10 protein-coding genes are annotated in these 12,517 nt (G+C 61.9%); 8 read left to right on the top strand and 2 right to left on the bottom strand.

The annotated features are described in order from the left end of the window. Positions 1-12: 12 nt before the first annotated feature. Genes KZO34_RS12045 through KZO34_RS12020 form a run of 6 tightly spaced genes read left to right on the top strand, consistent with a single transcriptional unit; the run spans position 13 to position 6,177 of the window. Positions 13-987, top strand: coding sequence for an AAA family ATPase (locus KZO34_RS12045; protein WP_219476730.1), 975 nt, complete (start codon positions 13-15; stop codon positions 985-987). Between the two features lie 11 nt (positions 988-998). After that, entirely contained in the window at positions 999-1,946 is a 948-nt protein-coding gene (locus tag KZO34_RS12040; protein WP_219476728.1) for a DUF58 domain-containing protein, read from the top strand. Continuing rightward, entirely contained in the window at positions 1,943-2,437 is a 495-nt protein-coding gene (locus KZO34_RS12035; protein ID WP_219476726.1) for a DUF4381 domain-containing protein, read from the top strand. The genes KZO34_RS12040 and KZO34_RS12035 overlap by 4 nt, the downstream gene beginning before the upstream one ends. Continuing rightward, entirely contained in the window at positions 2,424-3,431 is a 1,008-nt protein-coding gene (locus KZO34_RS12030; RefSeq protein WP_219476724.1) for a VWA domain-containing protein, read from the top strand. The genes KZO34_RS12035 and KZO34_RS12030 overlap by 14 nt, the downstream gene beginning before the upstream one ends. Further along, positions 3,428-4,915, top strand: a complete 1,488-nt coding sequence (locus tag KZO34_RS12025) for a VWA domain-containing protein (protein WP_219476722.1) — start codon at positions 3,428-3,430, stop codon at positions 4,913-4,915. Before KZO34_RS12030 ends, KZO34_RS12025 begins: the two co-directional genes overlap by 4 nt. Beyond that, on the top strand, positions 4,912-6,177 hold the full coding sequence (locus KZO34_RS12020; protein ID WP_219476720.1) for a BatD family protein: 1,266 nt from the start codon (positions 4,912-4,914) through the stop codon (positions 6,175-6,177). Before KZO34_RS12025 ends, KZO34_RS12020 begins: the two co-directional genes overlap by 4 nt. Positions 6,178-6,240: 63 nt before the next feature. Here the strand turns inward: KZO34_RS12020 and KZO34_RS12015 are convergent, their stop codons facing one another. After that, entirely contained in the window at positions 6,241-7,941 is a 1,701-nt protein-coding gene (locus tag KZO34_RS12015) for a virginiamycin B lyase family protein (protein ID WP_219476718.1), read from the bottom strand. Between the two features lie 284 nt (positions 7,942-8,225). On the opposite strand from KZO34_RS12015, the gene budC reads away from it, so the two are divergent. Both budC and KZO34_RS12005 read left to right on the top strand, forming a co-directional pair. Continuing rightward, a complete protein-coding gene (budC, locus tag KZO34_RS12010) occupies positions 8,226-9,008 on the top strand; it encodes a meso-2,3-butanediol dehydrogenase (RefSeq protein WP_219476716.1) in 783 nt (260 codons plus the stop codon). 34 nt (positions 9,009-9,042) lie between these two features. Next, positions 9,043-10,032, top strand: a complete 990-nt coding sequence (locus KZO34_RS12005; protein ID WP_219476713.1) for an NADP-dependent oxidoreductase — start codon at positions 9,043-9,045, stop codon at positions 10,030-10,032. A 95-nt stretch (positions 10,033-10,127) separates the two neighbouring features. Here KZO34_RS12005 and KZO34_RS12000 read toward each other — a convergent pair whose 3' ends face one another. Continuing rightward, complete coding sequence (locus KZO34_RS12000) at positions 10,128-12,425, bottom strand: tetratricopeptide repeat protein (protein ID WP_219476711.1); 2,298 nt, start codon at positions 12,423-12,425, stop codon at positions 10,128-10,130. Positions 12,426-12,517: the final 92 nt, after the last annotated feature.

The raw sequence follows: 12,517 nt of genomic DNA, 5'->3' as shown, positions 1-12,517 counted from the left end.
ATCGGGGACGTTATGAATACTCACGATTCGGTGGTCAGCCTGATCGATCGACTAGCGTCCGATGTCCTTGGTCAGGAACAGCTGATCGAACAGCTGGTTCTCGCGCTGCTCTCGGATGGCCATGTGCTGATCGAGAGTATGCCCGGGCTGGCCAAGACCCGTACGGTAAAACGACTGGCCCACCACCTGGAGGCGCAAATGCGCCGTATCCAGTTCACTCCGGATCTGCTGCCCTCCGACCTCACCGGATCGGAGGTGCTGCACTACACCAACGGCGTGCAATCCCTGGCGTTCGAGCCCGGCCCGCTGTTTGGCAACCTGATACTGGCGGACGAGATCAATCGGGCTCCGGCCAAGGTCCAGTCTGCCCTGCTCGAGGTCATGGAGGAGCGCCAGATTACCGTTTCCGGTGAGACCCACCGGATGGACGATCTGTTCATGGTGCTGGCTACTCAGAATCCCATTGAGCAGGAAGGCACCTATCCCCTGCCCGAGGCGCAGATGGATCGCTTTCTCATGAAACTGGTGCTGGATTATCCGAGTCACGAGCACGAATGCGATATTCTGAGACTGGTCCGGTCCGAGCAGGACAACGAATCGGCCCACCCGATGTCGGAACCTCACTTTCAGGCCGATATTTTGCTGGCCGCCCGCCGGGAAATCGCCCGGCTGTTTGTCTCCCCGAAAATCGATCAGTACGTCGTCAGTCTGGTCCAGTCGACGCGACCGGAATTGGCGCCCGACGCAACCCTCCGTGACTGGATCGATACCGGAGCCAGTCCAAGAGGGGCCATTGCCCTGGACCGGGCCGCTCGGGCTCACGCCTGGCTCCACCAGCAGCCCCACGTCACCCCGGACAACGTGCGTGCCGTCGCCCTACCGGTTCTGCGTCACCGCTTGAGGCTCAGCTACGATGCCATCGCGGATGGGGTCACCGAGGATCAGATCGTTGATCGACTGCTCGACCAGGTTGCGATTCCCGCCTGAGGGGAGCCACCATGATCAAAAGCCGCACAGACAACACCGGCGTCTTCACCACGACAGATCGGCTGATGGCGCTCGAGCCGGAAGGCCGGCTCCCCGACTTCCATGGCCGCCAGCGCTCAAACAGCCTGCTGGCGGGGCAACACGGCTCAAGGATGCGCGGACGCGGGCTCGACTTCGACGAATTACGGCGTTATACCCGGGGTGACGATATCCGCCACCTGGACTGGCGCGCCACCTGCAGGGCCGGAACCCCTTTGGTTCGCAGCTTTACCGAGGAACGCGACCGTCCGACCATGATCCTGTGCGATCAACGCATGGACATGCTTTTCGGTTCGTCGCTCCTGCTGAAAGCAACGGCGGCGGCAGAAGTGGCGGCATTGGCCGCGTGGATCGCCTTCCATGCCGGTGACCGGGTCGGTGGCATTGTCTTCAACGATCAGCGCCTGGACACGGTCACGCCACACCGAAGCCGGCGGCGGGTCGCCGATCTACTCGCCCGGATAGCCCGTCAAAACCGGGCCCTGCGTGCAGATGACGACGCTCCGCGCAATGTCGGACAGCTGGACAAGGTCATCTCGGGCTGTCTTGCGAATGCCGACCATGACCAGACCGTCTGTATCGTCAGCGATTTTGCCGGCCTAACGGAGCGCACCCTGGGGCTGCTGCAACAACTTTCCTTTCACAATGACGTGCTTGCCATTCAAGTCTATGACCCGCTGGCTATGAGACTACCCGACGCCGGGGTGGTGACCGTCGCCGAAGACCAGGTGGAGATGACCCTCGACCTTGGCCGTGCCGGCGTCCGAAACAGCCTCGCGGATTTTCTCGGCGAACGGTTCCGAGTCGTCGACGAACATCTCAGGCGCAGCCGGGTTCCGCATCTGAAAATCAGCACAGGCGAAGCCACTGTGCCGCAGCTTCGGCGGGCTCTGGGACTGGTGGAGGCACAGCGCCGATGAGTCTGGTCAACGACCTGGAACAGCTTCGGGAACTCCCCTCCCCGCCCATGCCTTCACTGTGGCCACAGACCTGGGGCTGGGCCCTGGTGCTGACCCTGCTGTTGATCATGGTCGCTGTCGCCCTGCTTCGCTGGAGACTGCACTGGAGAACCAACGCCTATCGGCGGGCCGCCCTGGCGGAACTCGACGTCCTGGAAGCACGTTGGCGCCGGAACCCAGTCAATCCGGCGCCCCTGAGGGATCTGCCCGGACTGCTCAAGCGCACGGTGCTCAACGGACCGGGAGTCCCATCCCCCGAGGTGGCGCGCATGACTGGCCCGATCTGGCAACGCGAACTGCAACGCATGGCCGACATCCCACTTTCCGAAACCTTTGCCGAGTGCCTGGCCGATTTGGCTTACGCCAGTGACGAGACCCTGGGACGCCTGGATGCAGCAGCCCTGATTGCCGAGTGCCGGCAGTGGCTGGAGACCCATCATGATCCAGTTTGACTACCCCTGGCTCTGGCTGCTGCTGCCGCTGCCCCTGTTGGCGTACCGCTGGTTGCCCACCTACCGGCCACCCCATCGGAAACTCCGGGTGCCGTTCACGGTCGCCTTCAAGGGTCGGGTGGAGCAGAGGGCCAGCCCATTAACCGCGGGAATCTCCCGGGCCGGCCTCGCCCTGCGCGGGATGATCTGGGCCCTGCTGCTGACAGCGGCCGCGCGGCCGGCCTACCTCGAGCCACCGATAACGCATATTGAACCCCGGCGGGACCTCATTCTCGCCATCGACCTGTCCCAATCCATGTCCGAACCCGATGTCACCGCCTCGGACGGAGCTGACACCACCCGGCTGGATGCGGTCAAGCGGGCCGCCAGCCAGTTCATTAACCGGCGCACGAATGACCGCATCGGACTGGTAGGTTTCGGGGACCGGGCCTTTCCCCTGGCACCTCCGTCCCGGGAACACGATTCCCTGCAGCAAATCCTCGCAATGACCGAGAGTGGCATGGCCGGCGCCAACACCGCGCTCGGCGACGCCATTGGCGTCACCCTGAAACTGCTGGAGCAAAGCGACCGACCCGACAAACTCCTGATCCTGCTCACCGACGGCAACGACAACCGCAGCCGGCTCGACCCTTTGCAGGCCGCGCGTATCGCCAACAACCGGGGCCTGACCGTCCACACTATTGGCTTTGGCCGGACCGACACAGGAACTGACGAAGCCGTGGATGCACCAACGCTGGAGCGCATCGCAGGGATCACCGGTGGCCAGTCATTTCTCGCGACAGACCGGACGGCGCTGGAGCGGGTCTACAGGACCATCGATGCCGTGACACCGCATAACGCGGAAGAACTGAGAGCCCGCCCCCGCAGGGAGTTGTTCTGGATTCCCGTGCTGATGGCTTCGGGGCTACTGCTTCTGCAGGTTCTGGCTGGCCTAATGCCATCGCTGGGACAGCGCCCGGCCCGCTGGCGAGAAGTGGAGAGGCACGAACCATGACCGAAGCGATCGCCCAGTTTCATTTTCTGCGCCCCTGGGGCCTGCTGATCGTGCTCGCGGGCCTTGCATTGCTGCCAGCATGGCACATGACCAGTCGCCGCCGGGATGCGCTCAGCCGGATGATTGCACCGCACCTGCTGCCACACCTCGCGCTGAACAGCAAAAGCCAGACACGTTTCCGGCCCGTCCATGGTTTCAGCCTGCTGCTGGTGGTGGCCGGGCTGTCGGTTGCCGGGCCCACCTGGGACCGACTGCTGCCGCCCTATGTCGACGACCAGACCCGGGTAACCGTCGTCCTCGACCTGTCCGAATCCATGACCGACACCGGTGCGCTGGCACTGGCCCAGGACCGTATTCAGTCACTCGCGGAACGCCGGCCCGGCTGGCACATAGCTCTGACTGGATACGCCCAAAGCGCCCATCGCGTGTTGCCCCATAGCCGGGACAGGCAGCTGCTCAGCCTGTATCTCAACTCCCTTGAGGCGGGCATGATTCCGGGCCAGGGACGCAACCTGGCAGCCGCACTGAATCTCGCCATGGCGGCGCTGGATGAGAGTGGCCCGCAAACAGTCCTTCTGTTTTCGGACAACCTGGCCTCTGCGCAACTCCCAACGTCATGGAGCAATCGAGACGGGCTGAACGTGCTGGCACTGCTGCCGCCAGCGACGGTGTCGTCCAGTGCAACCCACTCTGTTCTGAGCACACTCTCTGCCGAAGCCCGACCGTTCACGACCACGAAAGCGGATGTCCAATGGCTTGAAAGCCAAGTCCAGTCGCATTTCCAGCGACAGCAAAGCCTTGATGAGGCGCTCAAGTGGCACGACTACGGTTACTGGCTGGTCTGGCCTGCCCTGCTGCTGGCCCTGGTATCCATTCGCAAGGGATGGAACCTCCAGGGCTGCCTGGTTGCGCTGGCAGTACTGATGGCTCCAACGCCACAAGCCAACGCGGGCGCTCTGGCCAATGCGTTTCTGACGCCAGACCAGCAGGGGCGCCTGGCCTTCGAAGCCGGGGACTACGCAGACGCTGCGCAACGTTTCCATGATCCGTACCTGCGGGGCCTGGCGGCCTACCGCGCTGCCGATTTTGAGGCCGCCGTTGACAGTTTCAGGCAGCTGGATACCGCCCGGGCCTGGTTTTACCTTGGCAACAGTTACGCCCGGCAACTGGAACTGGGAAAATCGCGGATCGCTTTTGAAACGGCGCTGAAGAGAGATCCCGGGCTGGAAGCCGCGAGGACGAACCTGACGCTGGTAGAACGCCTGTCGGAAAACCTCGATGAGGGCCGGGAGAAAGCTCCGGACATCGGCGCCGATGACCTCCGATTCGACAAGGAGGCCAGGGAGGGAATCAGCACCAGAATCCGGGAGCAGCAGGCTGTCACCGACGCGGTCTGGCTGGAAAACCTGAATACCTCGACCACAGACTTTCTGAAACGCAGGTTTGCTGCCGAGCAGCGCAAGCAGGCCGGAGAACAACCATGAGATGGGCGGGAAGACCGGTTCTCGCCGCCCTGTTCCTTTCCGGCCTGGCAGGTCAGACTCTGGCCGCGGAAGTGAGGATCCAGACCCGACTGGTTCCGGACGCCGACATCCGCTCAGGCCAGACGGTCTCCTACGAAGTGGATGTCCTGACCGACACCTGGCTGACCGGTACCCCGGAATTCCGGCCTCTGGAGGTCGCGGGCGCCCTGGTGTTTTTCGAGGGCAGCCAGGGCCGGAGCATTCAGCGAACGATCAAGGGCAAGCGGTATTTCGGAGTCACTTACAGCTACCGCCTGATTCCCCTGGAACCGGGCGTCAGGACCCTGCCGTCATTTCGCATTGAGGCCCCGGTGGGTCAGGAAGATGCCCCGGTTGCCGTGTCTACACCGGAGCGATCGTTTGCCGTTCAGCCACTCCCGGGCGTCGAGTCCTCCGCCATTTCCCTTCTGGCCGCGGACGTCCGATTGAGCCAGAGCCTCAGCACGGCCGGTGCCAGCATCGTCGCCGGCCACCCTATCGTTCGGGAAATTCGGGTACAGGCCCACCAGGCCCTGGCCCTGTCGATCCCTCCCCTGATTCCGTCCTCAACCGGTGCTGTAGCGGGCACGCGACTACCGGCAGACATCCGGCCGGTCACCAACGAGGGCGGCTGGGTCACGGGCGGGGAGCGCATCGAGCGCATCCGCTATAGCCCGGACCAGCCAGGGACTTATCGCCTGCCCGCCCTCTCAATCACCTGGTGGGATATTGACGATGAAAGGATCCGGCAGTCGACATTACCCGCTTTGCCGATCGCGGTCCTGCCCGGAGCCGGCCCATCGGGAAGCCGGGGTCAGACAAGGTGGTTCCTTTTCATGCTGGCCGCCGGGGCATCGATGGCGATCCTGGCAGGCTACCGGCGGGCAATCCGCTCACGCACAAGGTTCTTTATCAACCGGGTCTGCAGCCGGTGGCAGAATTCCGTGCCTGGACGAAAGCAGGCCGCCATCCAGCAGATCAGGGGAACGCCCAGAGAACTGACGGGGCTTTACCGGCTCACGGACAAACGGACCGGCACGCATTCACTGCGCCACAGTCCCTTGAACTCCCGGCAGCGGGAGGCCCTGCTCGCAGGCATTGCCGGCTACTATGCCACCCACCCGGAACCGGAAACGAGCACCCGCAGACTGATCCCTCTGATACGAAAGATTAAAGGCGCCCCCCGGACCGACCGTGGCCCACACCCCGCGCAACTCCCTCCTCTGAACGCCCGTCAGAGATAAAAAAGCCCGGACCAATCGGCCCGGGCGAAACATGGAGCACAACAACAAGGGGGAACTTCTGATTCAACGGCGGTAGTTCGGATCCAGACACATCAGCACACCGGTAAATTCTTCCAGGGCCTGGACCGGAATCGGGTTGTTGGTCATGCAGGCCCAACCCGCTTTCGTGAACGTGACGTCCCGGGTGTAGGTGCCACGCAGGGGCGCCGGGTAGGCGATGAATCTCTCCTGCTCAGGATCAAACCGGTAAATATGGTCAGTCATGGTCTCATTGACCCACACATCGCCGGTGCTAGGCGCGATGTTCAGGGAGTAGGGGCCCGGACGGGCGCCCGGCGCAAACTCCGGCATTTCATAGACCTTCGTGTCCATGGTCCTGGTATCGATACGCGCGATCTCGCCGTGACCGTAACCGGTCTGCCAGAGGATGCCATCCTCGGCAAAACGCAAACGGCGCGGGCCAAACACCGGGGATTCAATTTCGGTCACTTCCAGGGTGTCCGGGTCGATACGACCGATGCGATTACCCCAGAGCCGGCTGTACCAGATCGAACCATCGAGCGTGCTGACGGCCACACCATAGGTCAGAACGGCCGGCGTGATGGCCACCGGACGCGGCTCCGGCAGATCGATCAGGGTGACTTCCTGGCTTTTCGGATCCAGCCGCCCGATCTGCTCGGTTCCAACCACACTGAACCAGAGGATACCTTTGCTATCCACGCGAATGGTATGCGGGTAGGGCGCGTTGCCCGGCAGCGCGATCTTCTGTTCCCACGCATTGGTTTCGGGGTTGAACACACCGATAGAGGCGGAGTAGGAATTGGTCACGTACAGCTTGCCATCGTGGCCTTCGGCCAATGAATGCGGACCGTGGCGCACGTTGACCTTATTCATCGCCGGAGGAACACCCAGCACCGTGAAGATGCCACCCAACGGCATGCCCTGTTCCGGATGCGGCACAAACTCCGTCTCGCCCTTCTCAAGGTCCGTCACGTACATGCCGTCGGCGAACTGATCCACGGTGTAGACCAAACCGTTTTCCGAGTGCACGTAGGCGTCGTGCGGCACACCGGAACTGGGCAATTGGTATTCATAGACTTTCGTGTGCGCCAGGGCCTTGTCATATGGGAAGTCCGGTCGCATTTCCGTGGGCTTGCCATCAAACCCTTCCGCGAAAATCTCGGCCCGGCGCCGGTCCTTCTCGGTAATGTCCATGGCGCCCATGTAGGCGTGCATGCGCTGCACCGTTTGTTGCCAGGACTCCGCCGGGCGAACGGTACGGGTGAAGGGATTGCCCAACTGGTGACAGGACAGGCACTCAAGCTGGAACTTATCCCGGGTAAAGGGCTCATCTTCGCTGGTATCGAACGGCAACTCATTGAAATGATAAGACGCAGCCAGACTCTCCGAGATTTCACGCTCCGCATCGAGCGCGGTCATACGGACATCTTTTTCAAGGGTTGCTGAGGCATCAGAGAGGACGATCTGCTCCTCATGATCGGCGAAATAATGCGCGCGAAATCTCAGGCGGAGTTCGCCTTGCAGGTCCGTTTCCAATACATATTCGCCATTGGCATCACTGTAAACAGACTCGGAGATGCCCTCTTGCACATTCGTCAGTCGGATGATGGCACCGGCGATCGCGTCGCCGTCAGCACTGGCCAGCTTGCCAGACACGACCCCAGCAGACGCCGGGAAAGCGGCAAACAGCAAGGCCGACATGGTGACCGCGCCCGCGACGGTCTTTTTGTTTCTTGTAGTCATAGCGCACTCCGTCATTGGATCTTGAACCGGGCTACCGGAAGCATGGCAGCCCAGATCGCCTCATCCTAGATCGAAGCTCAAACAAACATTTAACCCAACGCGAACAACTTTTGGCTTTTCACGCCAATAATTGGCTTGGCATTTATTATCAAATTTTAGGCGCCTTTTACTGCTTCTCTTTGTTTCCCCCGTTGTAAAACGTCCACTCCCCTGTCCCTCTCACCCGTTCTGATTCGGGGAAACGTCGGATAGCAAATATTCCAACAACACATGGGTAAACAGACATGCTTCAGAACAAGAAAGTCATTATTACCGGTGGCGCCTCCGGGATCGGTGAACAGGCGGTTCGCCTGTTCCAAAAGAACGGCGCGAAGGTGGTCATCGCCGACATGAATGAAGACAACGGTACCGCCTTGGCCAACGAACTGGGCGAAGGCGTGTCCTTCATCAAGGTCGACCTGAGTATTCCGGAAGAGATCGAGCAGATGATCGCCTCGGCGGTTGAAACCCTGGGTGGCCTGGACATCCTGATCAACAACGCCGGTTTTGGCACCTACGGCCGCACCCACATCATTGCGCCGGAAACCTGGTACAAGGTGATGGAAGTCAACCTGAACGCCCTGTTCCATACTTGCCGGCACGCCATTCCCCACCTGATGAAGAACGGCGGTAGCATCATCAACACCGCCTCCGTCTCGGGCACCCGTGCCGATTACGGCTTCAACGCCTATGCCGCAGCCAAAGGCGGCGTGATCAATTACACCCGCAACCTGGCGCTGGACTACGCAACCGACAACATCCGGGTCAACAGCATCAGCCCCGGCCTGATCAAAACGCCGCTGACCGGCCCGCTGACCGGCCAGCCGGATGCGTATCGGGAATACATGCACAACATTCCCATGAGCCGCGCGGGCGAGCCCCAGGAAATCGCCAAGGTCATGCTGTTCCTGGCCTCGGACCTGGCCAGCTACCTGACCGGGCAGAATCTTTGCGTCGACGGGGGGGCCTCCGCCTGGAACGGCCAACCGCGCTTCACCGAGATTTTCGGTGACGTCACCATCCCCTAACGCCCACACCATCGATTTCAGGAGACTTTCAAATATGACTTTCAAAGCGTATAAACTGGCGAAGCGCCCGACCGGCGAGTTCACCGACGACTGTTTCCAGGCGATTGAGCTTGAGAAACCAACTCTCAACGACGGTGACTTCCTGGTCAAGCAGACCCACATGTCGCTGGATCCCGCCATGCGTACCTGGGTGCAGGACAACGAGGACAGCTACATCGAGCCGGTCCGGCCGGGCGACATCATGCGCTCTTACGGCGTGGGTGAGGTGGTTGAATCCAGGAACCCGGACTATCCGGTTGGCGCCCGGGTTGTTGGCATCACCGGCTGGGCTGAGTACACCCTGGGCGGCGAGGACATGCAGGTGGTCGACAAGTCCGTCGACGTACAGGCGCTCCTGTCGGTGCTTTACGTCCCGGGTTTCACCGCCTATGTCGGCCTGATGAAGATCGGCCGCCCGGTCAGGGGCGAAACCATGGTGGTCAGTGGCGCCGCCGGTTCGGTCGGTTCCCTCGTCGGTCAGATGGGTAAGGCCGAGGGCCTGACGGTCATCGGTGTGGCCGGCAGCGACGAGAAATGCCGCTGGCTGGAAGAGGAGCTCGGTTTCGACAAGGCCATCAACTACAAGGATGCCGACCTTGAGGAACAACTGGCCGCGGCCACGCCCAATGGTGTCGACCTGTACTTCGAGAACACCGGCGGTCCGATCCAGCACCTGGTGTTTAACCGAATGAACCGGCTGGGCAAGATCGTGGTGTGCGGCAACATCGCCGAGTACACCAACGAATTGCCGAATCCGGGACCAAGCTGGGTAGATATCAACCTCAAGGCCCTGCGCGTCGAAGGTTTCGTGATTACCGATCACTACGACAAGGTGGACGAGTCCATGACCGCAATGACGGGCTACCTGCAGAACGGCCAGATCAAGTTCCGCAGTCACGTCCTCAAGGGGCTCGACAGTGCCGTCGAAGGGGTCCAGCTCCTGTTCTCAGGCCAGAATCAGGGCAAGCTGTTTGTTGAGCTCTGATGTGGTCAATGACATAACTCCGGCGATCTGAGCTCCCAAAAAGCCCACCAATGGTGGGCTTTTTATTGGCTGCCGGAGTTCCGATTGCCCTTCCTTCAGCCTCCAACGCGAGCCGAGAGATCGCGTATCAGCCGGTCCACCTGCTGATCATCCGGGTGTGCCGCCTTCAGTTTACGCGCGTACGCCAGCGCTTCTGGCAGACGTCCCTGCTGAAGTTTCAGATAGATCATGGCGTTCAGAAGCCCGTGGTCCTCAGGATGACGCGCCAGGGCCTCGCCCAGAACCTGCTCCGCCTCCGGCACCTTGCCCATCTGCGCAAGAACGAGACCATGATTGTAGGCAATCCGGGGGTTGTCCGGATTAAGCTCACCGGCTTGCTGAAACCGGGGGAGGGCTTCGGCTGGCCGCTTCCCTTCGACCAGCGCAAGCGCCAGCAGGTAGGCCATGTGCCCCCGGTCTGCATCAGGCAGCCCCTCAAGGTCCGCCCCTTCCGCCAACACCTCAACAGCCAGCCCCATCCGCCCCTGCTCGCTGGCCAGGGTTGCCAGGTTGACCCGGGCCGGCACAAACAGGGGATCCATGGCCAGGGCCTGCTGGTACTGCGCCATGGCTTCGGCTGGACGCCCCTCCCGCTGCAGGTAGGAGGCGAGGTTAAGCCGGTTACCGGGAAGTGTCGCCAGGGACCACAGCCGCTGCTCATAGTCCGCTTTCAGGGCTTTGATCCGCGGCCGGTCCGACTCCGGAAACGCTGACAGGTCGATACCGGCCAGCGACCGCAGCGCCTGATCCCGCACGGCTACCGGCTGCTCCTCCGCCAGCTGTTTGCGCAGCCAGCTCACCCGGTCAGACTCTGGCAATTGCGCCACGCCGTTGGCGGCATAGGCTTGTACCAGCGGGTCATCCGCCAGCAAGCCACTGCGAAGCGCGGAGCCCGCCCTCGGTCCGAAGCTCCCCAGATGCTCCGCCGCCGTGGCCCGGGCAATGGCCGGCGCCTCGCCATCCCGGATCAGTGCGGCCAGGCGTAGAAAACCATCCGCTTCGGCCCGCCGGAAGGCGCTCAGGGTACCGGCGAAATGCGGAGGCCGACGGGGCAACTCGAACCAGTCGTCAATGGCGGCCACCGCCCAGTCAGCACTCTTGTCATCGTGGCAGTCGTTGCAGGCATTGGGGCTGCCCGTCGACAGAGTCAGGTCCGGACGGGGAATCCGGAAACTGTGATCACGGCGAGGATCCACCACCATGTAGGTCTTGTCCGGCATATGGCAGTTCACACATTGTGCGCCCGCCGAATCCACCGGGTGCCGGTGATGACTCGGGGAATCGTAGTCGCCGGCGTCCAGCTGGGGGAAACGCTCGGGGGGCGAGGTGTTGTGACACTGAAGGCACAGACCATTGCCCTCCACAAGCAACTCGGTGGTGTGAGGGTCGTGACAGTCCAGGCAGTCCACCCCGGCGGCCGCCATCTTGCTCTGGATGAAGGAGCCATACACGTAGACCTCACCCTGTATCTGGCCATCGGCGTGGTAGAGGTCGGGCCGAAGCGTTGCCGGCAGGGCCTTGTCCAGGTAGGCCTCGTGCGCATGCTGTCCATCCTTCAGCCCCTGCCGGCGGCTGTGGCAGTACGCACAGGTTTCGACCACCTGCGATCCGTCCATGGTCGTGAAATCAAGCTTGAGGCCATTATCCCCGGCGTACTCACCATCATCGGACCGGCCATCCTTCCCTTCGGCCCAGTCAACGTGGTCCTGACCGGGGCCGTGACAGCCCTGACAACCGACATTCTGCTCCTGCCAGGTGGTGGCAAAGCGGTCGGCTTCCGCGTCGTAGTTCAATGTGAGATAGGTGGAATGGCAGTCCGCGCACATCGCGTTCCAGTTCTGGTAACGCCCGGTCCAGTGCAGGGCATCGTCCGGCGCGAAACGCTCCCCCGGATACAGGGAAAACCAGCGCTGCCCGCCTTCGTCCACGCTCCGGGTATCCCAGGCGATGGTCAAGGCCTGCAGGCGACCGCCCGGAAATTCCACCAGGTATTGTTGCAGGGGCAAATAGCCGAAGGTGTAGGCGACCCGAAACTCCCCGACCTCGCCGTCTTCACCTTCTGTCTCAACCCAGTAATTGCCATCACGCTCGAAAAATCGGGCGGTGACAGCGCCATCGCTGAAGGTCCGGTCGTCGAAGTCGCCAAGGATCGAAGCGCTGCTGGCCGGGCGCATGGCCCAGGCGTGGTCGGAATCCGACCAGGCGTGCTGCTCTTTCTGGTGACAGCCGGCGCAGGTGCCTTCGGCAGCATAGCCCCGGTCCTCAATGGACGGTTCCGACGAGTTTTCAGACACAGCCAAACCTGGCATCAAAAGCGCCAGGAAGATAACAACCAAACCGAGAACACGGGGCATCCAATGAAGTCCTTTTCAACACCTTGAAGGCACAGCCCAAGGCTAACAGATAAATCCGACCAGCCGGAATAAAGATGGCCCTGGCACGTCGC

This window comes from Marinobacter sp. F4206 (assembly GCF_019392195.1).
Lineage (GTDB): Bacteria > Pseudomonadota > Gammaproteobacteria > Pseudomonadales > Oleiphilaceae > Marinobacter.
This window is presented reverse-complemented; position numbering and strand designations above follow the sequence as displayed.

What these genes read in the sequence shown, in the direction of transcription:
- KZO34_RS12045 (WP_219476730.1), top strand. Translation starts at nt 13, where the DNA reads ATGAATACTCACGATTCGGTGGTCAGCCTGATCGATCGACTAGCGTCC.
- KZO34_RS12040 (WP_219476728.1), top strand. Translation starts at nt 999, where the DNA reads ATGATCAAAAGCCGCACAGACAACACCGGCGTCTTCACCACGACAGAT.
- KZO34_RS12035 (WP_219476726.1), top strand. Translation starts at nt 1,943, where the DNA reads ATGAGTCTGGTCAACGACCTGGAACAGCTTCGGGAACTCCCCTCCCCG.
- KZO34_RS12030 (WP_219476724.1), top strand. Translation starts at nt 2,424, where the DNA reads ATGATCCAGTTTGACTACCCCTGGCTCTGGCTGCTGCTGCCGCTGCCC.
- KZO34_RS12025 (WP_219476722.1), top strand. Translation starts at nt 3,428, where the DNA reads ATGACCGAAGCGATCGCCCAGTTTCATTTTCTGCGCCCCTGGGGCCTG.
- KZO34_RS12020 (WP_219476720.1), top strand. Translation starts at nt 4,912, where the DNA reads ATGAGATGGGCGGGAAGACCGGTTCTCGCCGCCCTGTTCCTTTCCGGC.
- KZO34_RS12015 (WP_219476718.1), bottom strand. Translation starts at nt 7,941, where the DNA reads ATGACTACAAGAAACAAAAAGACCGTCGCGGGCGCGGTCACCATGTCG.
- budC (WP_219476716.1), top strand. Translation starts at nt 8,226, where the DNA reads ATGCTTCAGAACAAGAAAGTCATTATTACCGGTGGCGCCTCCGGGATC.
- KZO34_RS12005 (WP_219476713.1), top strand. Translation starts at nt 9,043, where the DNA reads ATGACTTTCAAAGCGTATAAACTGGCGAAGCGCCCGACCGGCGAGTTC.
- KZO34_RS12000 (WP_219476711.1), bottom strand. Translation starts at nt 12,425, where the DNA reads ATGCCCCGTGTTCTCGGTTTGGTTGTTATCTTCCTGGCGCTTTTGATG.